We start from the raw sequence: 22,381 nt of genomic DNA on the forward strand, positions 1-22,381 counted from the left end.
GGCGCCGCAACAGGACTTGACGGCGCCCCCATAAAATGGAATACATATTCCGTACTTGCAATTTACTGGTTCGTTTATTCCGTTTTGGTCGGGGGCGTGGCGGGAGTGCCGCTTTCGATGTGAGCGAACGCAATCCGGAGAGGATTGCGCACCGGCAGGAGAAGGTGTCGCCGGGCACCATTGTGGAGGAGAAAGACAATGAAGAAATTCGTGCTGGGCACAGCGCTGGCCGTAATGATGTCGACGGCTGCGCATGCCGAGACCATTGGCGTATCCATGGCCCTTTTCGATGACAACTTCCTGACGGTCTTGCGCAACGGCATGTCCGACTACGCAAAAACCCTCAACGGCGTGGAACTGCAGATCGAAGACGCGCAGAACGACGTCTCGAAGCAGCAGAGCCAGATCCAGAACTTCATCGCCGCAGGCGTCACCGCCATCATCGTCAACCCGGTTGATACCGATGCGACGGCGGCCATGTCGAAGATCGCAGCCGATGCCGGCATTGCGCTCGTTTACGTCAACCGCGAGCCGGTCAATGTCGATACGCTGCCGGAAAAGCAGGCCTTCGTCGCGTCCAACGAGCAGGAGTCGGGCACGCTGCAGACCCAGGAGATCTGCAAGATGCTCGGCGGCAAGGGCAAGGCTGTCGTCATGATGGGTGAACTGTCCAACCAGGCTGCCCGTATGCGCACGAAGGACATCCACGATGTGCTTGCGACCGACCAGTGCAAGGGTATCGAGATCGTCGAAGAGCAGACCGCCAACTGGTCGCGTACCCAGGGTTCAGACCTCCTGACCAACTGGCTCTCCGCAGGCATTGAGTTCGATGCCGTCATTGCCAACAACGACGAAATGGCAATCGGCGCCATCCAGGCCTTGAAGGCTGCTGGTCGCTCGATGGATAGCGTTGTTGTGGGGGGTATCGACGCCACCCAGGACGCGCTTGCTGCAATGGCGGCCGGCGACCTCGACGTGACGGTGTTCCAGAACGCAGCCGGCCAGGGCAAGGGCTCGGTCGATGCCGCCCTGAAGCTCGCCAAGGGTGAGGCGGTCGACAAGAAGGTCTACATTCCCTTCGAACTCGTGACCAAGGAAACCCTCGACAAGTATCAGGCGAAGAACTGATCGCCTGCAACGAGAGCGCGGGAAATCCCGCGCTCTCGTTCAAGACAAGTCCCGCAGCTGATGTCTGCACCCTCTAGAGCATCCCGCTCTCAAGTGGAAGCACTGGAGGCGGAAAGATGCTCTAGAATCAAAATACTAGAGCGTCCTTGCTACGTTCATATGAACGCCGGCGCTCTAGCGGGATGCGACCTGCGACACGATAGGCTGGTGACCCGCCAGCGACGAGGACTTTCCGCGACAGCCGGAAACGGGGGAGGCAAGAAACATGACGCTCAGTCCGACAACGATGGCAGCCGTGCGCGCCAGCGGCGCGGTGCCTAAAGCCGAATATCTTCTTTCTGCGGAAGGAATCCGCAAAGAATTCCCCGGCGTCGTCGCTCTCGACGATGTCGAGTTCAAGCTGAAGCGCGGCACGGTCCATGCGCTGATGGGTGAAAACGGCGCCGGCAAGTCGACGCTGATGAAGATTCTTGCCGGCATCTACACGCCCGACAAGGGCGACGTGAGGCTGAAGGGCGTCGATATCCGCCTGAAGTCGCCGCTCGACGCGCTTGAAAACGGCATCGCCATGATCCATCAGGAACTGAACCTGATGCCCTTCATGACGGTCGCAGAAAACATCTGGATCCGTCGCGAACCGAAGAACCGCTTCGGCTTCGTCGATCACGGCGAAATGAACCGCATTACTGCGCGGCTTTTTGATCGCCTGAAGATCAAGATCGATCCGGAAATCGAAGTGCGCCACCTTTCGGTCGCCAACCGACAGATGGTCGAAATCGCCAAGGCCGTCTCCTACGAATCCGACGTCTTGATCATGGACGAGCCCACCTCGGCATTGACCGAGCGCGAAGTCGCACACCTCTTCGAGATCATTCGCGATCTGCGTGAACAGGGTATCGGCATCGTCTACATCACCCACAAGATGAACGAGCTGTTCGAGATCGCCGACGAGTTCTCGGTGTTCCGCGACGGCAAGTTCATCGGCACGCATGCATCGAGCGACGTCACCCGCGACGACATCATCCGCATGATGGTCGGCCGCGAGATCACCCAGATGTTCCCGAAGGAGGAAGTTCCGATCGGCGACGTCGTCCTTTCGGTGAAGAACCTGACACTCGACGGCGTTTTCCGCGATGTCTCCTTCGATGTGCGCGCTGGAGAAATCCTTGGGCTTGCGGGCCTCGTCGGTTCGGGCCGCTCGAACGTTGCCGAAACGCTCTTCGGCGTGACACCAGCAAGCTCCGGCACGATTTCGATCGACGGAAAGACCCTTTCGATCGACAGTCCGAACACAGCGATCAAGAACCGCATGGCGTTCCTCACCGAAGACCGCAAGGACACAGGCTGTCTCCTGATCCTCGACATCCTCGAGAACATGCAGATCGCCGTACTTCAGGATCGGTTCGTCAAAGGCGGCTTCGTCACCGAGAAGCAGATCACCGCGGCTTGCGAAGAGATGAGCCGCAAGCTGCGCGTCAAGACGCCGAACCTGCAGGAGCGCATCGAGAACCTGTCCGGCGGCAACCAGCAAAAGGTGCTGATCGGCCGCTGGCTGCTCACCAATCCGCGCATCCTGATCCTCGACGAGCCGACGCGCGGCATCGATGTCGGCGCCAAGGCGGAAATCCACCGCCTCGTGACCGAACTCGCCCGCAACGGCGTCGCGGTCGTCATGATCTCTTCGGAAATGCCTGAAGTGCTCGGCATGAGCGATCGCATCATGGTCATGCACGAGGGCCGCGTCACCGGCTTCCTCGACAGGGCGGAAGCAACCCAGATCAAGGTCATGGAACTCGCCGCGAGCTGAGCGGGAAGCGACCCGACGAAAGGGAGGAATGAAAATGGATACCAATGTCGCCGCACAGGGCGCGAGCACATCGCTTGCCGGCGCAAAGCGCCGCCTGCCCCCGGAATTCAACATCTTTCTCGTGCTGATTGGCATCGCGCTGGTCTATGAGGTGCTCGGCTGGATTTTCGTCGGCCAGAGCTTCCTGATGAACCCGCAGCGCCTGACGATCATGATCCTGCAGGTTTCGGTCATCGGCATCATCGCCGTTGGCGTAACCCAGGTCATCATAACCGGCGGCATCGATCTTTCCTCGGGCTCCGTCGTCGGCATGACGGCGATGATCTCGGCAAGCGTCGCCCAGGCGTCCACCTGGCCCCGCGCGCTCTATCCGTCCTTGACCGACATGCCCGCCATCGTCCCGATCGGGCTTGGCATCGGCATCGGTCTGCTTGCAGGCTTCATCAACGGGCAGCTCATCGCCCGCACCAAGATCCCGCCCTTCATCGCCACGCTCGGCATGATGGTGTCGGCACGCGGCATCTCCAAGTGGTACACCAAAGGTCAGCCTGTCTCGGGCCTCACCGAGCAGTTCAACTTCATTGGTACCGGCATCTGGCCCGTCATCGTTTTCCTGGTTGTTGCGATCATCTTCCACATCGCGCTGCGCTATACCCGTTATGGCAAGTTCACCTATGCGATCGGCGCAAACGTACAGGCCGCCCGTGTTTCGGGTATCAATGTCGAGGCACACTTGATCAAAGTCTATGCCATCGCCGGCATGCTGGCGGGCCTTGCAGGCGTCGTCACCGCCGCCCGCGCTCAGACAGCCCAGGCTGGCATGGGCGTGATGTACGAATTGGACGCAATCGCCGCGACTGTCATCGGCGGCACCTCGCTGACGGGTGGCGTTGGCCGCATCACCGGCACGGTCATCGGCACGATCATCCTTGGCGTCATGACCTCGGGCTTCACCTTCCTTAGGGTCGACGCCTACTACCAGGAAATCGTCAAGGGTCTGATCATCGTCGCCGCCGTCGTCATCGACGTCTATCGACAGAAAAACCGCAAGAAGGTTTGACCCTCAAAAGAATAACTCTCCTCCCAGTGAAGCCAACTGGCCGGGATGATGAAAATCATCCCGGCATTTTGTTTTTCGGCGTCAGGTATTTTGCCGCTTTGGGAGCCGTTTCCACATATGCTTGGCGCGCAGGGCTGCCCCCACGCCGGCGCTCTGGCAAAATCCTGGGCGATGCACTATATGGCAGGCGTCCAAAACTATCGGAGACTTATCATGTTGTCGCAGCGCAAGCTTGCGAGCCAGTTTCAGCCGCGTTTCGTATTCCAGCTCTGGAGCGCGATGCTGCGGGTACAGACCCGCGAAACAGCTACCCTCTTCGGCCAGCGCGGCCGCTAAAAAGCGCAGAATTCCCCCAAAGAGTGAGCCAGTCAGGCGTATCGGCAAGATCGCCGGCGTGACGGTTATCCTTCATCTGGCCCCCACCATGGGGCGCCGGATGGGGCACCGTGGCTCGATCACCCCTGTGGAAAGCGGATGGTCACCTTGAGACCGCTGCCGTCCGCGCCTTCGCCGAGACTGGTCGTCGCACCGTAAAGCTCGGCAATCTCCTCCACGATCGGCAGTCCGAGCCCTGAACCCGGCGCTTCACTGCCGCCACGCTCGAAACGCCGAAGCACAGCCTCCCGCAACTCCGGTCGGATGCCCGGCCCGTTATCCTCGACTTCCAGCGACACGGAACCGTCCCGCGAAAGGACGCGCGTCGTCACCTCCGCGCCGCGTCCCGCGTAAAGCAGGGCATTGGCAATCAGGTTCTTGAGCATCTCGCCGACGAGCAAGGGCTCGGCCCGAACAAAGGCCTCTCCTTCGCCATCAAAACCGAGATCGATACCCGCCTCCCCCGCTGCCGGTACGTGTTCCGCTGTTATCTCCCGCACGAGCTCAACGAGATCGACTCGATCAAGCAAGCGGGTCTCGTCCTTGCCCGCCGCGTCGATTTTCGCCATCAGCAGCAATTGCCCCAGGATGCGCTCGGCATTGGCAACGGCCTCGTCCGCCTTCTTGACCGCACCTCTCGTTTCCTCAATCGAGCCGGCGCGCTGCGCCAAGGCGAGCTGTGTGCGAATGATGGCAAGCGGCGTGCGCAGCTGATGGCTGGCATTGCCGGTGAAGTTGCGGAGCGCGTCGAGCGCCGACTGCAGACGCCCCATGAAGGAATTGACCGTATCGACCAGCCCCTGGACCTCGTTCGGCACCCGTTCGCCGATCGGATGCAGATCGTCAGGACTGCGCTCGGCGATCGCATCGCCCAGGCGATAGAGCGGTCGCAGCGAAAACGTAACCGCGATCCAGACGATCACGGCTGCGCCAGCGATCATCATGCCGAGACGCAAGGCGGACCGCACCAGAATGGTCTGTGCCAGCTGTCGCCGCGCGATCGTCGTTTCGGCGACGGTGACGACGAAAGGCACCGAATTGATACCCGTTGAGGCGGAACGGCGGAGTGCCGCGATGCGGATCGGTTCGCCACGAAAGGTCGAATCGGCAAAGGTCGTGGACGCTCCGGGCTCCTCCGCCAGCGATGGCAACGTCTGGTAGCCGGTGATGAACTGGCCTGGTGGCCCGTCGACGCGATAGAAAACCCGATCCTGCGCGGCCGAGGTCAGCATCTCCAGCGCGACATAGGGAATGTCGACTTCGAGCGAGCCGTCCTCCGCCACGACCACGCGCTCTGCGATCGCCAATGCGGAGCCGGCAAGCACGCGGTCCGAGACGACATTGGCGGTGGTGACTGCCTCGCGGTAGGTGTCGATCAGCGCAATGACGCCGATGACGACCGTCGAGATCAGCAGCCAGCCAAGCAGGCGCCGGCGAAGGGAATAGACCACCGCGGTCATTCCGGCCCGGCCATCTTGTCGAGGTAGTAGCCGATGCCGCGCGCGGTGCGCACCGTCAGCCCATGCGGCGCGAGCCGCTTGCGCAACCGGCTGACATATTGCTCGATCGCGTTGGGGCTCAAGTCGTCGTCGAAGCCGGTGAGCGACTGCATGATCGCATCCTTGGCGACCACCTTGCCCGCACGCATGAACAAAAGTTCGAGAAGCCCGAGTTCACGCGCAGGGATCTCGATCGGCACACCACCCGACGAGAAGCTGCGCGTGTTGAGATCGAGCGAGACATTACCGTAACTCACCGTCGACGCTCTGAGGCCCGCCTGCCGGCGCAGCAATACCCGCACGCGCGCTTCGAGTTCGCCAACGTCGAAGGGCTTGATCATGTAGTCGTCGGCGCCCAGATCGAGGCCCTTGATCTTCTCCTCAGGCGCGCCCCTCGCCGTCAGGATGAGCACGGCAGCGCGGTTCTGCCGCGCACGCATGGCTCTCAGCACATCGAGCCCGTCCATTTCCGGTAGGTTGAGGTCGAGAATGACCAGATCGAAGGTCTCGGTTGCCGCAACTGCATGCGCCGACGCGCCGTCGCTGACGACATCGACGGCGTAGCCGCTGCCACGCAAAATGGCCGACAGACCCTCGGCCAGGTCCTGATTGTCCTCAACGAGCAATATGCGCAATTATCGTCACTCCCCAGACCACCTTATCCGCCGACGCCTTGCTTGTGAACGGTGAGACACTGAGGCATTGTGGATTCATGCGGTTCTTGATTTCTCTTCTTTTTTTCGCCCTTTGTCCCCAGCTGCTATCTGCGGCGCCAATCATATTCCCGGCTCTTTCCGGCAAGTCCGATGCCCGCACGCTGGTTGTCTATTCGTCGCTCGACGAGCCGCTTGCAAGGCCGATGATCGTCGGCTTTCAGAGGGCCAATCCGGATGTTGCCGTGCGCTACGAGGACATGCTGACCGGCGAGATCTACGACCGCATTGTCAAGGAGACCGACGCCGGGACGAAGACGGCGGACTTTGCCTTTTCGTCCGCCATGGACCTGCAAGTCAAGCTCAGCAACGACGGCTACGCCCAGCGCAGCGACCTGCCGATGAGCGACCGCTGGCCCGCCTGGGCAAACTGGCGCAACACGGCCTATGCGCTCACCTTCGAACCAGCCGTCTTTGTGTATCACAAGCCGAGTTTCACCAAGGAAAAGCCGCCGTCCACGCGCGCCGAGTTCGTTGATTATCTCAAGCGCCAGGGTGCCGCGATTTTCGGTCGTATCGGGACTTACGATATCGAGCGTTCCGGCGTCGGCTTCCTTTTCATGTCCCGTGACCAGGAGCAGTTCGGTGATATCTGGGATGTGATCCAGGCAATGGGTGCGGCCGGTGTCAAGCTCTACTCCACCAGCGAAGCAATCCTCGAGCGTGTCGCCGACGGACGCTTCGTGCTCGGCTACAACATTCTCGGCTCCTATGCGGCCGACTGGGCGGCCCGCCATCCGGAAGTCGGTATCGTCCTGCCGAAGGATTACACGGTGGTGATGTCGCGGATCGGCCTCGTTCCCCAGGCCTCCGCCTCCCCGGACCTCGGCCGGCGCTATCTCGAATTCTTCATGTCGAAGGAGGGGCAGACGATCATGGCGCGCGAACTGCAGATCCCCGCCGTCAGTCCCGAGGTTGCCGGTGAAAACACCGCCAACACCATGCAGGAAATGCTCGGCGGCCAGTTGCGCCCCGTCCCCGTCAGCCCCGGCCTGATGGTCTATCTCGATCAGGTGAAGCGCTCACGGCTGATCGCCAAGTGGAACGAAGTGCTGAGGCTCCACTGAGACGGCGCCAGAGGAACCGCCCGCCGCCGAGCCGCGAACGTCCGCAAACACCGCCAACAGCGACTCGGAAGGCAGGTTACTCACCCGATCCCGGCTGGATCTCGCGGACCTGTCAGGCCTTCTTCCTGGAACGGCCGGAGCGCGCGGCCTGTGCCGAGAGGTTGAGCTCCACGGCGGCGAGGACAAGGGCCTTCAGTGCCTCTTCGTCGATGTCTTCGCCCTCCTGGATATCGATCGCCCGCCGGGTGTTGCCATCCAGGCTGGAATTGAAGAGACCCGTCGGGTCCTCCAATGAAGCCCCCTTGGCAAAGGTCAGCTTGACGACCGCCTTGTAGGTCTCGCCGGTGCAGATGATGCCGGCGTGCTCCCAGACCGGAACGCCCCTCCACTTCCATTCCTCGACAATATCCGGATCAGCCTCCTTGATGAGTTTCCGAACCCGCGCCAGCATCTTCCCCCGCCAGTCGCTGAGTTCCGCGATCCTCGCATCGATCTGTTCGGAGGGTGAAACTCCGCTTTCCGCCGCACTGCTCTTCGTCGTTGCCTTCGCCATCGTTTCTCGTTCTCCTAAGTTCTTGACCGCCCGACCGGTCACGCCGGCCCAAGCGTTTTCGGCCTACATGCGCTCGCCAGGCAAGCGGCTGGCCTGTTTCACCCAATCGATGAACTGGGCTTCGTCGACCTCGTCATTTTCGTGAATATGGAAGTAGCGCGCCTTTGCCATCTTGGAGGCAACGGGTGGCTGAGGGTTCAGTGCCGCGCCGTTGAAAAACGCAACCTTGATGTATTTCGCAAAACAATGAACACCAAGGAACCAGTGTTCGTCTCCCATTCCGTAGAGCGGCGAATTCCATTTCACCGCCTTCTGCACGTCGGGAACGGCGCGCGCAATGATCTCGTCCAGACGGGCACCAACCGCACGCTTCCATCCGGGCATGGCCGCGATATACGCCTGTACCGGAGCATCGCCATAGCCTTTGGCAATTTGCGGATTGCCTCCGGAAAGCAACCTGGGCTGACCGCCCGCGGCATCCTGGCCGCCTTGATCCGGCTGTCGATCAGAGGTCGGCTTTGTCCGCTCGTTTGTGGACGTCTTGGCGGCTCTCGAGCTTGCTGCCTTTGCCAATGGTCAATCCTTTCGAACAGGCTCTCGGACGAACGCGAAGCTGCGACAGCCCGCCGTTCCGGGGGAACGTTTCCATCATACGTAGGCCGGCCATCTCCGACGTCCACCTCGGGGCAGTAATCTCGTGGTGCCGATTCGGCCCTTCTCTGCGTTCCCAGGCAGCGCAACGCAGCGGTTCGGCCTCCCTGGAAACGCGATATGCCAGGCTGCAACAGTGCGAAGCTAAGATTTCGTAAACATCGCGACGCGAAAATCGCATTCGGGGCTTGATGTCAGCTAAATGTCAGCTTTCTATGATGGCTTAGGGTCACTGGCACCCGTGGAGGCGGGCAGCCGGTTGCGTACTGGGAGGAGCCACCAATCCGGTCAAGCGACAAGGGTCGAAAGAACCCGTCGCCGTCTTCCCGTCCGCACTGAGCAACAAAGTGCGCGGTGAAAACGCGCCTCACGGAGGACTGACCTTGAAACATTTTTTCCTCGCAACGATTCTCGCCGGCGCCATGTCGCTTCCGGCTTATGCCGCTGACTACACCATCATCGCACCGGCAAACCCGGGCGGTGGCTGGGATCAGACGGCTCGCTCGCTTCAGACCGTCATGCAGCAGGAAGGCATCTCCGGCAACGTTCAGGTTCAGAACGTTCCGGGCGCTGGCGGCACCATCGGCCTCGCCCAGTTCGCAAGCCAGCAGAAGGGCAATGCAAACGCCCTGATCGTCGGCGGCTACGTCATGGTCGGCGCTATCCTCACCAACAAGTCCCCGGTCACGCTCAAGGACGTAACCCCGATCGCACGCCTCACCGGCGAATACGAAGCGGTCGTCGTTCCCGCATCGTCCGACATCAAGACGATGGCTGACCTCGTCGAAGCTCTGAAAAAGGATCCGGGCGCAGTTTCCTGGGCAGGCGGCTCGGCCGGCGGTACCGACCACATCGCCGTTGGCCTGATCGCCAAGGCTGCCGGCGTCGACCCGACCAAGATCAACTACATCGCCTATTCGGGTGGCGGTGAGGCGCTTGCCGCAATCCTCGGCAGCCAGGTCACGGCCGGTGTGTCGGGCTATGGCGAGTTCGAAGCCCAGGTCAAGGCCGGCACGCTTCGCCTGCTCGCCGTATCAGGCCCCGAGCGCATTGCAGGCGTCGAAGCTCCGACGCTGAAGGAGTCGGGTCTCGATGTGGTCGTCGAAAACTGGCGCATGGTCGCAGCTGCTCCTGGCCTGTCCGATGAGCAGAAGGCTGCCGTCTCGGCCGACATCGAGAAGCTTGCCAAGTCCGCTGGCTGGCAGGAAGTGCTGAAGACCAAGGGCTGGCAGGACAGCTATCTCGCCGGGGACGCCTTCAACGCCCAGCTCGACAAGGACGTTGCGGCAACCGAAGGTGTTCTCAAGGACATTGGACTGGTGAAATGACCAAGGGGCATCACCCTTCAACTGCAACGCGTCGCCCGGATCGGGCGGCGCTCTTCATCGCGGCGGTTCTCGCCGCTATCGCCGGACTCATTTTCTGGGATGTGTCGCGCCTGGCCGGTGCTGCCGGCTACTCCCAGGTTGGACCGACGACGGTCCCCTATGCGATCGCCTGCTGTCTTCTCGGCCTTGCAATCTGGACGGCCTTCGAAGCGTTTCGGGGCGATTTTCCCGAGCGCGAGCGCCAGGAGGTTGGCCCGGTCATCTGGATTGTTGCCGGCCTCGCCGCCCAGATGCTTCTGCTCAATGTCGCGGGCTTTTCGATCGCGACCGGCATTCTGTTCGCGTTGACCGCGCGCGGTTTCGGCAAGCGCAAGCTCTGGTTCTCTCTCCCTCTCGGCATCGTGCTCTGTTTCGTCGTCTGGGTGATTTTCGCTAAGCTCCTGCAACTGTCGCTGCCCGCAGGGCCGCTTGAACGCCTGTTCTTCTAAGAGGGCCGACGACCATGGCTACTTTTGACTTCCTGCTGCAGGGATTGCTGGTTGCTGCCCAGCCGATGAACCTGCTCTATGCGCTGATCGGCGTGACGCTCGGCACGGCCGTTGGCGTCCTGCCCGGCATCGGCCCGGCACTGACCGTGGCGCTTCTGCTGCCGGTTACCTACCGGCTTGACCCGGGTGGCTCGCTGATCATGTTCGCCGGTATCTATTACGGCGGCATGTATGGCGGTTCGACAACCTCGATCCTTCTGAACACGCCCGGCGAAAGCTCGTCGATCGTGACCGCGCTCGAGGGCAACAAGATGGCCCGCGCCGGACGCGGCGGCCCTGCGCTTGCGACCGCGGCAATCGGCTCGTTCGTCGCCGGCCTGATCGCCACGCTCGGCCTCGCCTTCATCGCGCCTTACATCGTCAAGCTCGCCCTGGTTTTCGGTCCGCGAGAATATTTCGCGCTGATGGTGCTCGCCTTCGTCACCGTCTCGTCTGCCTTCGGCGACTCCACCCTTCGCGGTCTGACGTCGCTGTTTGTAGGCCTCGGGCTTGCGGTCATCGGCATCGACCAGCTGACCGGCCAGGCTCGCCTCTCCTTCGGCGTTCCTGAGCTGCTTGACGGTATCGAAGTGACGACGCTTGCCGTTGCCATGTTCGCGATCGGCGAAACGCTGTTCATTGCCGCCCAGGGCGACAAGGGGCCGGACAAGGTCGAGGCCGTGCGCGGCTCGATCTGGATGAGCGCCAACGACTGGGCTCGCTCCTGGAAAGCGTGGCTGCGCGGAACCTTCATCGGCTTCCCGATCGGCGCCATGCCGGCTGGCGGGGCGGAAATCGGCACCTTCCTGTCCTACGCTACGGAAAAGCGCCTGACCAAGCATCCGGAAGAGTTCGGCAATGGCGCGATCGAAGGCGTTGCCGGTCCGGAAGCGGCGAACAATGCTTCGGCTGCCGGTACGCTGGTGCCGCTTCTGACCCTCGGGCTTCCGACCACGGCGACGGCTGCGATCATGCTCGCTGGCTTCCAGCAGTATGGCCTTCAGCCTGGTCCGTTGCTGTTTGCCACCAATCCGCAGCTTGTCTGGGGTCTGATCGCCAGCTTGCTCATCGCCAACTTCATGCTGCTGGTGCTCAACCTGCCGCTGATCGGCCTCTGGGTGAAGCTTCTGACCATCCCGAAGCCCTGGCTCTATGCGGGCATTCTCCTGTTCGCGACGCTCGGCACCATCGGCGCCAATCCGTCGGTCTACGAACTCGGCATGCTGCTCGCCTTCGGTCTGCTCGGCTACGCCATGCGTGTCTTTGGCTACCCTATCGCACCGGTCGTTGTCGGCCTGATCCTTGGCCCGCTTGCCGAACAGCAGCTGCGCCGGGCGCTTGCGATCAGCCAGGGTGACTACTCGGTACTCATCACTTCGCCGATCGCCGCCGTGCTCCTGCTCATCGCGGCTGCGGCTTTGATCGTGCCCTTGATCCTTAGGGCCCGTGGCCGCGGCGAAGTGCTCTCGCAGCTCGCTGCCAGCGAAGACTAATAGCGCCTCCTCCCAAGGCCTATCAGCAGGCTCGGTCGGTTTGACTATCGACCGGGCCTGCTTCCTTTGCATGGCTGGGCTGCCGGATTGTGCATTGCAATATGACCTGCCAGCCCCCATCTTTTGCTCATCAGAGAGAAAACGAAAGCGAGCAAGAAGATGGCAACCACAACTTATCACAAGGGTTTCATCGGCCGTGCGTTCGCAGTTCTCGGCGCTGCCAGCGCTGCAGCCGCCGCTGTCGAAGGTCACCGCCGCCCGAAGGCAAGCGACCTGCGCACGCTCGGCATCGACCCGGCGACTTTCCCGGACACGCGCCGCGGCTAACAAATTCCAGCGCGCCTCAAAGGCACGCCTTATCCTCCCAAGGATCAAACGGCTCGGGGTCGCAGGACCGCCGAGCCGTTGCGCGTTTGAGGCTTGGGAAACCAGCCAGGGACGTTCACATCAACCCTGGACGCGTGCTTCGCCTCGCTGTTCTCATGCACGAAAGGACCGGCTCGGCGCCGCATCGAGCCCGCTTCCCATGCATAGCTGAAGTGTCCAATAGTGCATTGCAAAAAGAGCAGCGAAACCCCATCTTTTACTCATCAAAGAGAAAACGAAAGCGAGCAAGAAGATGGCTACCACAACTTATAACAAGGGTTTCATCGGCCGTGCGTTCGCAGTTCTCGGCGCTGCTAGCGCTGCCGCCGCCGCTGTCGAAGGTCACCGCCGCCCGAAAGCAAGCGACCTGCGCACGCTCGGCATCGACCCGGCGACTTTCCCGGACACACGCCGCGGCTAACAATTTCCGGCGCACCTCAAAGGCGCGCCTTATCCTCCCAAGGATCAAACGGCTCGGGATCGAAGGATCGCCGGGCCGTTGCGCGTTTGAGGCTGGCTAGCGCCCACTGCCGAAGGAAAAGAACGCGCGCAAGCGCCGGCGCAGGATGTAGGACCAAGGTATCTCGGCATCTATCGCCTTGTAACCGGCCTGCGTCAGCGAGAACTCGACGCGCCCGTCGCCAACCTCTCTGCGCGTGATGTACTGCATGTTGAGGGCGCGGAACACGGTCGCGTGTAAGTCCTGCGGCCAGTAGATCTCTTCGGCCGGCACCCGATAGGCACCCGCCTTATAGAGCTCCTCGAGCACATTCCTTAAATCATCGGCGAGCATGTTTTGTTTATCCGGTGCGCCGCGCGGTTTGGCAATGCAAGAGGGACAATGACAGCCCAACAAAAAACGGCCCGGCGTTTCCACCAGACCGTCTATACTGTGCGAAGATAATCGAGCATACGCCGCTGGGCGAAGCCGTTACTCCGCGTGCGCGCCCGCCAGTTCTTCCTCGCGTTCGCGCTTGTTGTAACGGATCGACGACCAGAGCGAGATGCCGATCAGCGCCGCGCCGCCAAGGCCGGTAATCACTTCCGGAATGTGGACCAGCGTCTGGAAGTACATGACGACCGAGAGGATCAGGATCGCGTAAAACGCACCGTGCTCCAGGTAGCGGTACTCGCTGAGCGTCCCCTTTTCCACCAGCATGATCGTCATCGAGCGCACGTACATGGCGCCGATACCAAGGCCGATCGCGATGATGAAGAGGTTCTGCGTCAGCGCGAAAGCGCCGATGACGCCGTCGAACGAGAAGCTGGCGTCGAGCACTTCCAGATAAAGGAAGGCGCCGAAGCCACCCTTTGCCGCCGCACTCATGGTTTCCTGCGAGGCATCGAGCAGACCGCCGACCACCTCGACAACCAGGAACGTCAGAAGACCATAGATCCCCGAATAGACGAAGGTGTGCACATCTGCCGGTTCGAGCAGGGTGGAGAAGCCAAGGATGAGCGCCAGAACGAAGGCGATTTCGATACCTTTGATGGTCGCAAAGCGGGCCATCTTGGTCTCGACCCACTTGATCCAGTGCACATCCTTCTCATGATCGAAGAAGTAGGTCAGGCCGACCATCATCAGGAAGGTACCGCCGAAAGCGGCGATCGGCAGATGCGCGTCATTCATGATGCGCGCGTATTCCTCCGGCTTGCTTGCCGCCAGAACGATCGCTTCGATCGGTCCGATCTTCGCAGCGATGACGACGATCAAAAGCGGGAAGACGATGCGCATGCCGAAGACGGCGATGATGATGCCCCAGGTCAGGAATCGATGCTGCCACTCCGGCGTCATGTCCTTGAGCTTGTTGGCATTGACGATCGCATTGTCGAAGGACAGCGAGATTTCAAGCACCGCGAGCACGGTGCAGATGAAGAAGACCGAGGCCATACCACCGATGGTTCCGGTCGACTGCCAGCCGAGCCAGGCGCCGAGCACGAGGCCCACTGCCGTGACAATGAAGGCCCAGGTGAAATAGCCGAGCGCGCTCGTGTGCGATTGAGGCTGCGTCATCGACGGGCCTCCTTGGCTCTGATGACACCGGATTCGGTGAAGAAATGCGGTTTCAAAACGGAAATGCGCACGGCCGAAGGGGCACATGCGTGAGGCATGAGATCAGTTTTCATTGGAGCTAATCCGCCGGCTAATTTGCTGGCGGTACCGACATCACGAGAGCGCCGTAAAAACTCTCGCCAGAGGGGCCCGGCACCAGTGTTCATCCCGCGGTCCGATGTCTGAAGCGCGGGAGTGCTTTCCTAATTAGCAGCGTGGGGTGGAACGTCAAGGGGCCGCTTGCGCTTTCGCCGGCGATCACCAAACGGTTGCCGCCATCGCCTTTCCCTTAAGCAAGAAACCGCGCAAATCGCGCGGCCTATTCATTCGTAAAACTTATGGAATCATCTGCAGAGCGCGATGGATCGGCCGTGCAGAGTGTGGCATGGGGTGCCCAGCTTTCTGAAAGTCCTGACCATGACCGTGATTACCGCTCCCGCATCCGCTCCGAACGCCGCCCGGACCGGCGTCCTCATCATGCTGCTCGGCATGCTGATGTTTTCGTTGAACGACGTGATGGGCAAATGGCTGGTCGCGACCTATTCGGTGAGCCAGCTGATGGTGATCCGCAGCGTCGCGGCGCTCCTGTTCCTGTCGCCGTTCATTCTCAGGCGTGGCCTGCGCTCGATGTTTCAGGTCGAGCGACCGGGTCTGCAGGCCCTTCGCTCGCTGCTCTTTGCGATCGATGCCTCCGCCTTCTATTTCGCGGTCGCCTACATGCCGCTTGCCGACACGATGACCTATTGGCTGGCTGCGCCGATCTATGTTGCGGCAGCTTCGCCTTTTCTTCTTGGCGAAAAGGTCGGCTGGCGGCGCTGGACAGCCATCCTCATCGGTTTTGCCGGCGTGTTGATCGCGCTCGAACCGTCGAAGGAGAGCCTTGGCCTGCCCGCGCTGATCGCGCTGGCCGGCAGCACCGCCTTTGCCTTCGCGCTGATGCTCGGGCGCACACTCCGCTCAACGCCGGACACGACGCTGGTTTTCTGGCAGATCGTCGGCGCGCTCGTCTTCTCGCTCGTCGGCGTGGCCGCCAACCCTGCCGGTTGGGCGCCGGTCGATGGGGAAGCGCTCCTGCAACTCGGCATGCTTGGTATTGTCGCGATGCTGGCGCATATCCTGGTCAACCGATCGCTCAAGCTCGCCGATGCCGCAACCGTCGTGCCCTTGCAATACACACTGCTTTTCTGGGCGGTGGTCTTCGGCTGGTTCTTCTTCGACGATACACCCCGCCCGACGGTCATTATCGGTGCGGCCCTGATCGTCGCGTCGGGCCTCTTCATCTTCTTTCGCGAACAGCAGTTGAAGAAGCGGACAGCAAGGACCTAACGTTTTTCCTCGCCTGCCAAACAGGGTTCCATCGGCGGCGGCTCTCTGCTACCCCGCCGACGTTCAAGCTTGAAGGAGATGCAGGTGGCCAAGGCGATCCATTCGATGATCCGGGTTCTCGACGAGAAGAGATCAGTCGACTTCTATTGCTCGGCCCTGGGGCTCAAAATCGCCGAGCGGCTGGACTTCGGAACATTCGTTCTGATCTATCTCAGCAACGAGGAAAGCGACTTCGAGCTTGAACTGACGGTCAACAAGGACCGAACCGAACCCTACGCGCTCGGTGATGGCTATGGTCATCTGGCGCTGTCGGTCGATAACCTTGATGGCGAACACCAACGCCTGACCGAGGCCGGTCTCAATCCGGGCAAGATCGTCGCCTTCAACCGGAATGACGTTCTGCTCGCGCGCTTCTTTTTCCTTGTTGATCCGGATGGATACAAGATCGAGGTGCTGCAGCGCCACGGTCGCTACAAGTAACCCCGGGCCGACTTCACCAATCAATCAAAACAATAGCGATTATCGCGCCTATCTATTTCGCTTATAGGGCAGCGCGACTTAGTCTTCCCCGGAAGCATCAAGAATGATGCGCAACAAGGGGAACGCGAATGAAAAAACAGATCGCAGCAGTCATGCTCGCCATCATGGCGGCAACCGCGTCTTCGGCGAGCGCCGCAGAGAAGATCAGGATCGGCACTGAAGGCGCCTATCCGCCCTTCAACTTCATGGACCCCTCCGGCAAGATCGGCGGCTTTGACGTCGATATCGGCCTTGCGCTTTGCGAACGCATGAAGGTCGAGTGCGAAGTGGTCGCCCAGGATTGGGACGGCATCATTCCCGGTCTGCTTGCCAAGAAGTATGACCTCATCATCGCCTCGATGTTCATCACCGAAGAGCGCAAGAAGCAGGTTGCCTTCACCAATCCCTATTATCTGGCCGCCATGACGCATGCCGCACCGAAGGGCGCCGGCATCACCGCGTTCACCAACGAAGCGCTCAAGGGCAAGGTGATTGGCGCGCAGTCCGGAACCACCCAGGCCGACTACATCACCGCCACCTACCCCGATGCCGAGATCAAGCTCTACCCGACCCAGGATGAGGCGAACCTCGACATGGTCAACGGCCGCCTCGACCTCCAGGTGGGCGACATGCTGCCGCTGCTCGACTGGGTGACGAAGAACACTGACGGCAAAGGCTGCTGCGAACTCATAGGCGAGCCGATCACCGACAAGAAATTCGTCGGTGAAGGCGTGGGCATTGCTGTGCGCCAGGAGGACAACGAACTGCGCGAAAAGCTCAACAAGGCGCTCGAGGAAATCCGCGCCGACGGCACCTACAAGAAGATCAACGACAAGTATTTCACGATCGATGTCTACACGATGAAGTGAGATGATTATCCGCTCCGGCCGCCCGGACGACCGGATATCTCCTTGAAGGGAAGAGCGCCATACCCTTGGCCGGAGCGCCCCATGGCTGGCGCGCCGGCCAAAGGTACGAAGTTTCATGTTTGCTTGTGCAGCAACTCAGTATCAACTTGTTCGATCACCCAGACGTGTGCGATTGATTTCGTACTAATATGGGCGCGGGCTTTATGTATCTCTCCAGTTCTCCGCAGATTTTACCACCGGGTGTTCAGCTTCATTCCCTGCTTCCGCACAAGGACGACCGTGGCGTGTTCCTTGAGGCCTTTAGAAGGGAATGGTCGGCAGGGTGTGACCCCGTCCAGTGGAACGTGGTCAGGAGCGAAGCCAATGTGCTGAGAGGCGTTCACGTACACGCCACCCACACTGACTATCTGCTCGTGGTAAGCGGCCGAATGCTGCTGGGCCTGCACGACAGCAGGCCGAATGCGCCAGAGGATCGGCTCTCGACCATGCTCGTCCTCGATGCAGCGAACCCGACTGCGGTCACCGTTCCGCCCGGTGTCTGCCACGGGTTCTATTTTCCCGAGCCATCAATTCACATGTACGCGGTCTCCCACTATTGGGATGAATCGGACGAGCTGGGCTGCCGTTTCGATGAGGCCGAATTGCGCCTTGCCTGGCCAAATAGGATGCCGAAACTGTCGCGCCGGGATCAGCTCGCCTCGTCCTATGACGAGATGCGGGACCAGCTTGTGAAACGGCACACTCAAAACGCGAAGTGAAGACAATGACTTCTATCGGTCTGGTTGGCTATGGACGTTGGGGAAAGCACATCTTTCGCGACTTGCGGGCATTGGGTGCGGAGGTACACGTCGCCGTTCCTTCTGCTGCCAGCAGGGCCGAGGCAATGGCGAAAGGCGCAGCGTCCGTTTGCGGCGACTGTTCGCTTCTGCCTCAGGTAGACGGATTTGTTGTCGCCACGCCAACCGTCACGCACGCCTCGGTTCTATCTGAACTTACGTCGCGCGAGCGCCCGATTTTCGTTGAAAAACCGTTGACCGACAACCTTGAGCAGGCTCAGGCACTCGTAAGGCGCGCTGGCGAGCGCATCTTCGTAATGGATAAATGGCGATATCATCCGGGCGTCGAGGCACTTGCTGCGCGGGCCAAATCCGGTGCCCTCGGCGACATCCTGGGCATACGCACGTTTCGCCTGGGCTGGGACAATCCCCATAGGGATGTCGATGCGATCTGGATCCTTCTGCCTCACGATCTGAGTATTGCCTACGAGATACTCGGATATCTTCCGCCGGCTCGATCGGCCATCGCGACTGTGCCAGGCCAGGGTCATTCGAACTTGATCGCCGTACTCGCGGGTTCTGCAGAAACATGCCACGTCACGATGGAAGTATCGGCCCAGCATCCCGTTTCCAGACGTTCGGTGGTTGTCATCGGCAGCAAGGCGAGCGCCCAGCTCGCGGATTCCTACGACGACCGCATCTTCATCGCCGAGGGCATGCCGGGCGTCAACGCATCGAAGCCCATACATGAGCATGTCGATTCCGAATACCCGCTGTTGCGGGAATTGCGCGCGTTTGTGGAACATCTTCGCGGCGGTCCCGCCCCTCGATCGTCCGCCAAGGAGGGGCTGCTTTTCGTCGAGCGCGTGACAGCTCTCCGACACCTAGCAGGTGTTTAGAATGGCTCGCCCCTTCTTCACAGTATTGCTGCCGATACACCGTTCGCCGGAATTGCTTCCGTTTGCCGTTGAGAGCGTTCTGACGCAGTCGAATGCCGACTTCGAGCTCTTCATAGTCTGTGATGGTGCCCCTGACGCGACTGTAGCTTGCGCCAAGGAGCTTGCAGAGCGGCATCGGCAGATACGGGTTTTCGCATTCGAAAAAGGCGAGCGACACGGAGAGGTGCATCGAGACGTGGCCTTGCGCGAAGCGCGCGCCCCTTTGGTCGCACAGATAGGCGACGATGACCTGTGGTTTCCCGACCATCTGGCGGTTCTCGGCAGTCTTCTCGAAACGGTCGACTTCGGCAATCTGCTGCAGGCCGAACTCTTGCCGGACGGTTCTATCGCTGTTCACATAGACGACCTCGCTGACAAGGCAACACGCCAGCGCATGTGTTCAGGACCCTGGAATTTTTTTGGCCCGTCTGTCGCAGGTTACCGCCTGTCCGCCTATCGCTCATTGCCTATCGGTTGGAGCCCAGCACCGCCTGACCTTTGGACTGATCTGCATATGTGGCGAAAATTTCTCCAGCACGAGAGCCTTACGTTTGGCACTTCGTTTTCGGTCCAGTGCCTAAAGTTGAGTGCCCACCATCGCCAATCTATCGAGACCGCTGACCGTGCAAAAGAAAACGCAGCCGTTACTCGGGCACTGACGGTTCCAAACCAGCTATTGATCTATCAAGAGCGCGCCATGAGAGCTGTCTGGCAACAGCTCAAAGAACAGTACCGAGAGGCGGACACGGAACGGAATGAACTGCGACAGGCAAAGGTCGCCGCGGCATTCCATTTGAAGGTCACTGAGGAATGGCTCCAGGAGGAGAACCGGCGTCTAGAGCAGCAGCACCTCGAGCAAACTTCGGCGTTGGTTGCTGGCTTTGACGCCGAGAGGCAGAAGCTTGCACACGATGTCGATCGTCTTGATCGCCTTCGCTTGGACGCGATCTCAAGGCTCACAGAACTTAAAAGCTCTAGGTCGTGGGCAATTACCGCACCATTGAGATGGATTGAACGCAAATTCGAGCGCCGCGAGCCTTAATAGGCCCGCCGCTTCGCGGCTCAGCCCAGCATCGAGCAACACAGCTCCTACTGGGAACCTCCGTGTGGATCCGGCCGCGCTGCATGCAGCGCGGCCGGCCATCTCTCAATCGCCGTTGGCTGCGCGTTGCCGTGCTACGATCGCCTGGAATTCGGGATCGTCGACGAGCGATTGTATGGCCCAGTAGCCTTCGAGCCACTCGGCCTCGCCTTCCCAGCCACCGTCGACGAGCTGGCGGAGGTTGGCGAGTGCCCGAGAGCGTTCGCCGGCGAGCATCCAGGCGCCCGCCGCATGAAACCGGTACCAGCCGATGTGACCGCTGGCCCGTTCCAGGTGCTGCGCCCAGTCGCGGCACGTCGCCAAATCGAGATCGCCGATATTCTCGGCCGGCAGATTGCCGCTGAAGGCAATATGTCTGTCCAGTTCGGTAAGACCACTGCCCTTGGCCGTTGCGATCGAACCTTTGTTCGAGGCGTGCGTATGCCATTCGATCTCGGGAACGCCGCGATTGACGCATTCTGCAACCGTCGCGATCGCTGCCGCCTTTGCAAGCCCGAGACGCCGATAGCGAGCCTCAGTGCCGACACCGAGTTCGCAACGCTTGCCGCTGACACTGTCGGTCGCGCAATGGCTGACGATGCATCCGTCGTGAAGCACGCAAAAGCCGACGGCCTTTTTCAGGAAAAGCTCGGACGAATGCCACCCATCCATGAGATCGGTCACGGTATCGAGGTTACCGGGATCAAGGTCGAGCAGCACCTGATCGATCCGTGCAAGGTGAAAGCCATCCGGCAGCGCGGCGGCCACGCCTGTGCGGTGGGCTCCCGACAGTCCGAGCCTTATGCACGGATGCGGCAAGGCGAAGGAATTGGACCAGATATCATCGAGACGACCGGACCAGCGGTCCTCGACGAACAAATAGGCCCATGCCGGGATCAGGCGTTTCAAGGCCGCAACGCTGCCGGAAGCTTGCTCCGGCGACCCCGCCAGATAATAGGCGCCGCCATTCGCAAGCAGCGCGACACGCGGTTCCACCGGACGGTCGATCCAGATGTCGCCGTCGATCGAACCGTCGAGGACCGCCGGGACAGTTACATGGACGCGGGATAGGTCATTCAAGAGGGAGTGAGCGGTCGAATAGGCCTTTGGCTCGAGTTGAAGCATGAAATGCAATCCTGTTGCGGCAGGTGTTCCTGCCGCCCGAAGAAAGAGAGAGGACGAGCAGTTCGTCCCAAGTCACACCGGCATCAGCCCACCGGCACACGGCGTTGGAAACTGCCATCTTGTTACCTCTCTTCTTGCGCGCCTAAGATTGGGCGCGATTGCGGTTTTTGAGTAAGCAACCGGACCGTGCGGCGCAAGCGCTTAACGGTAGCTTCAGCGGTGCGATCACGTCGTCTACCAGCGGTGGACGGCCCTTCAACCTATTCCCCGTTGGCGAATGCGGAGGCAGGCGCTAGAAAAGTTCTTGCGCAAGATTGAGATAGCCTCAGGCTGGAAACGGCAAAACATCGGAGACCGCTATGTTCGACCTCAGGGGGAAAACGGCACTGGTGACTGGCGGCGGGCGCGGACTCGGCCTCGAAATGGCCAAGGCGCTTGCCAGGGCCGGCGCCACCGTTGCGATCAACGGCCGCAGCCGAGAAGCGCTCGAGACGGTGCGTCACCGGGTCGCGAGGGACGGCATCGAAATCGATATCGTCCCCGGCGACGTTGCAACCGACGCGGAATCGATTGTTGCTGCCGCTGTCGAGAAGACCGGCGCGCTCGATATTCTACTTCACGCCGTGGGCGAACGCGATCGTCGTGGTACGGATGCCATGGACCCCGCATCCTTTTCCGCCGTCCTCAACACCGATCTGACGGCGGCATACGCGATGGCGCGCGCCGCGCTCCCATATCTTCGCCGATCGTCCTCCGGGCGACTGATCTTCGTTACCTCCATCGCCGCAGCCACCGCGCGCGCGGGCGATCCCGCCTACACGGCGGCCAAGGGAGGCCTTGACGCCCTCACCCGCTCGCTCGCGGTTGAGCTCGGGTCCGACAAACTGACCGTGAACGCAATCGCGCCAGGGTGGTTTGCGACCGAGACCAATGCAGCCCTTGTAACCGACCCGGCGCTCAAGGCTTTCGTGGATGTGCGGATCCCCCTGAAGCGTTGGGGGCGGCCGGAAGAGATCGCTCCGGCGGCCGTCTTCCTGGCTTCTCCTGCCGCAAGCTTCGTGAACGGCACGACCTTGACCGTCGACGGCGGCATGACCGCACAGATGTAGGTCTTAGGTCGGAGCAAG

At 60.9% G+C, this 22,381-nt stretch carries 24 protein-coding genes; 17 read left to right on the top strand and 7 right to left on the bottom strand.

The annotated features are described in order from the left end of the window. The first annotated feature begins 198 nt into the window (after positions 1-198). The 4 genes from BBX50_RS04685 (at position 199) to BBX50_RS30390 (ending at position 4,331) form a co-directional block, all read left to right on the top strand. On the top strand, positions 199-1,128 hold the full coding sequence (locus BBX50_RS04685) for a sugar ABC transporter substrate-binding protein (protein ID WP_065774159.1): 930 nt from the start codon (positions 199-201) through the stop codon (positions 1,126-1,128). A 265-nt stretch (positions 1,129-1,393) separates the two neighbouring features. After that, a complete protein-coding gene (locus BBX50_RS04690) occupies positions 1,394-2,935 on the top strand; it encodes a sugar ABC transporter ATP-binding protein (protein ID WP_065774160.1) in 1,542 nt (513 codons plus the stop codon). Positions 2,936-2,969: 34 nt separating this feature from the next. Then, on the top strand, positions 2,970-3,995 hold the full coding sequence (locus tag BBX50_RS04695) for an ABC transporter permease (RefSeq protein ID WP_065774161.1): 1,026 nt from the start codon (positions 2,970-2,972) through the stop codon (positions 3,993-3,995). A 45-nt stretch (positions 3,996-4,040) separates the two neighbouring features. Beyond that, complete coding sequence (locus tag BBX50_RS30390; RefSeq protein WP_065774162.1) at positions 4,041-4,331, top strand: hypothetical protein; 291 nt, start codon at positions 4,041-4,043, stop codon at positions 4,329-4,331. Positions 4,332-4,450: 119 nt separating this feature from the next. Here BBX50_RS30390 and BBX50_RS04705 read toward each other — a convergent pair whose 3' ends face one another. Then, positions 4,451-5,830: a sensor histidine kinase gene (locus tag BBX50_RS04705; RefSeq protein ID WP_065774163.1), complete on the bottom strand. Its 1,380-nt coding sequence runs from the start codon at positions 5,828-5,830 to the stop codon at positions 4,451-4,453. Further along, positions 5,827-6,504, bottom strand: coding sequence for a response regulator transcription factor (locus BBX50_RS04710; RefSeq protein ID WP_065774164.1), 678 nt, complete (start codon positions 6,502-6,504; stop codon positions 5,827-5,829). Before BBX50_RS04710 ends, BBX50_RS04705 begins: the two co-directional genes overlap by 4 nt. 77 nt (positions 6,505-6,581) lie before the next feature. Here BBX50_RS04710 and BBX50_RS04715 point away from each other — a divergent pair, with 77 nt between their 5' ends. Further along, positions 6,582-7,649: an ABC transporter substrate-binding protein gene (locus BBX50_RS04715; RefSeq protein WP_065774165.1), complete on the top strand. Its 1,068-nt coding sequence runs from the start codon at positions 6,582-6,584 to the stop codon at positions 7,647-7,649. Positions 7,650-7,761: 112 nt separating this feature from the next. Here the strand turns inward: BBX50_RS04715 and BBX50_RS04720 are convergent, their stop codons facing one another. After that, positions 7,762-8,202 (bottom strand): DUF1801 domain-containing protein, encoded by a 441-nt coding sequence (locus tag BBX50_RS04720; RefSeq protein WP_065774166.1) that lies wholly within the window; start codon positions 8,200-8,202, stop codon positions 7,762-7,764. Between the two features lie 63 nt (positions 8,203-8,265). Beyond that, positions 8,266-8,658: a DUF1801 domain-containing protein gene (locus tag BBX50_RS04725; RefSeq protein ID WP_065774264.1), complete on the bottom strand. Its 393-nt coding sequence runs from the start codon at positions 8,656-8,658 to the stop codon at positions 8,266-8,268. Between the two features lie 578 nt (positions 8,659-9,236). On the opposite strand from BBX50_RS04725, the gene BBX50_RS04730 reads away from it, so the two are divergent. From BBX50_RS04730 to BBX50_RS30400, 5 genes are all read left to right on the top strand, one after another. Next, on the top strand, positions 9,237-10,181 hold the full coding sequence (locus tag BBX50_RS04730) for a tripartite tricarboxylate transporter substrate binding protein (protein ID WP_065774167.1): 945 nt from the start codon (positions 9,237-9,239) through the stop codon (positions 10,179-10,181). Then, positions 10,178-10,669: a tripartite tricarboxylate transporter TctB family protein gene (locus BBX50_RS04735; protein ID WP_065774168.1), complete on the top strand. Its 492-nt coding sequence runs from the start codon at positions 10,178-10,180 to the stop codon at positions 10,667-10,669. The genes BBX50_RS04730 and BBX50_RS04735 overlap by 4 nt, the downstream gene beginning before the upstream one ends. 14 nt (positions 10,670-10,683) lie before the next feature. Beyond that, positions 10,684-12,201 carry a tripartite tricarboxylate transporter permease gene (locus BBX50_RS04740; RefSeq protein ID WP_065774169.1) on the top strand — a complete coding sequence of 506 codons (1,518 nt, stop codon included), beginning with the start codon at positions 10,684-10,686 and terminating at the stop codon, positions 12,199-12,201. 159 nt (positions 12,202-12,360) lie between these two features. Further along, on the top strand, positions 12,361-12,528 hold the full coding sequence (locus BBX50_RS30395) for a hypothetical protein (protein ID WP_110881099.1): 168 nt from the start codon (positions 12,361-12,363) through the stop codon (positions 12,526-12,528). 292 nt (positions 12,529-12,820) lie between these two features. Further along, on the top strand, positions 12,821-12,988 hold the full coding sequence (locus BBX50_RS30400) for a hypothetical protein (protein ID WP_139108282.1): 168 nt from the start codon (positions 12,821-12,823) through the stop codon (positions 12,986-12,988). A gap of 96 nt (positions 12,989-13,084) precedes the next feature. On the opposite strand, the gene BBX50_RS04745 is transcribed toward BBX50_RS30400, so the two are convergent. Together BBX50_RS04745 and BBX50_RS04750 are read right to left on the bottom strand one after the other, a co-directional pair. Continuing rightward, complete coding sequence (locus tag BBX50_RS04745) at positions 13,085-13,360, bottom strand: hypothetical protein (protein WP_065774170.1); 276 nt, start codon at positions 13,358-13,360, stop codon at positions 13,085-13,087. A gap of 138 nt (positions 13,361-13,498) precedes the next feature. Beyond that, on the bottom strand, positions 13,499-14,581 hold the full coding sequence (locus tag BBX50_RS04750; protein WP_065774171.1) for a DUF475 domain-containing protein: 1,083 nt from the start codon (positions 14,579-14,581) through the stop codon (positions 13,499-13,501). Between the two features lie 456 nt (positions 14,582-15,037). Here BBX50_RS04750 and BBX50_RS04755 point away from each other — a divergent pair, with 456 nt between their 5' ends. The 6 genes from BBX50_RS04755 to BBX50_RS04780 all read left to right on the top strand — a co-directional run bounded on the left by BBX50_RS04755 (position 15,038) and on the right by BBX50_RS04780 (position 20,090). Next, on the top strand, positions 15,038-15,946 hold the full coding sequence (locus BBX50_RS04755; protein ID WP_065774265.1) for a DMT family transporter: 909 nt from the start codon (positions 15,038-15,040) through the stop codon (positions 15,944-15,946). 84 nt (positions 15,947-16,030) lie between these two features. Next, positions 16,031-16,426: a VOC family protein gene (locus BBX50_RS04760; protein WP_065774266.1), complete on the top strand. Its 396-nt coding sequence runs from the start codon at positions 16,031-16,033 to the stop codon at positions 16,424-16,426. A 128-nt stretch (positions 16,427-16,554) separates the two neighbouring features. Continuing rightward, complete coding sequence (locus BBX50_RS04765) at positions 16,555-17,334, top strand: ABC transporter substrate-binding protein (protein ID WP_065774172.1); 780 nt, start codon at positions 16,555-16,557, stop codon at positions 17,332-17,334. 203 nt (positions 17,335-17,537) lie between these two features. Next, on the top strand, positions 17,538-18,092 hold the full coding sequence (locus BBX50_RS04770) for a dTDP-4-dehydrorhamnose 3,5-epimerase family protein (protein WP_161490846.1): 555 nt from the start codon (positions 17,538-17,540) through the stop codon (positions 18,090-18,092). A gap of 5 nt (positions 18,093-18,097) precedes the next feature. Beyond that, positions 18,098-19,009 carry a Gfo/Idh/MocA family oxidoreductase gene (locus BBX50_RS04775; RefSeq protein ID WP_065774174.1) on the top strand — a complete coding sequence of 304 codons (912 nt, stop codon included), beginning with the start codon at positions 18,098-18,100 and terminating at the stop codon, positions 19,007-19,009. Position 19,010: 1 nt separating this feature from the next. Beyond that, complete coding sequence (locus BBX50_RS04780) at positions 19,011-20,090, top strand: glycosyltransferase (RefSeq protein WP_065774175.1); 1,080 nt, start codon at positions 19,011-19,013, stop codon at positions 20,088-20,090. A gap of 105 nt (positions 20,091-20,195) precedes the next feature. Here the strand turns inward: BBX50_RS04780 and BBX50_RS04785 are convergent, their stop codons facing one another. Further along, the gene (locus BBX50_RS04785) at positions 20,196-21,254 is read right to left on the bottom strand and encodes a GNAT family N-acetyltransferase (RefSeq protein ID WP_065774176.1); all 1,059 of its coding nucleotides are present in this window, start codon (positions 21,252-21,254) and stop codon (positions 20,196-20,198) included. Between the two features lie 359 nt (positions 21,255-21,613). Between BBX50_RS04785 and BBX50_RS04790 the strand changes: the two genes are divergently transcribed. Beyond that, positions 21,614-22,363, top strand: coding sequence for an SDR family oxidoreductase (locus tag BBX50_RS04790; protein ID WP_065774177.1), 750 nt, complete (start codon positions 21,614-21,616; stop codon positions 22,361-22,363). Positions 22,364-22,381: the final 18 nt, after the last annotated feature.

It is taken from the genome of Ensifer sp. LC11, assembly GCF_001695835.1.
In the GTDB taxonomy this organism is placed as follows: domain Bacteria; phylum Pseudomonadota; class Alphaproteobacteria; order Rhizobiales; family Rhizobiaceae; genus Ensifer.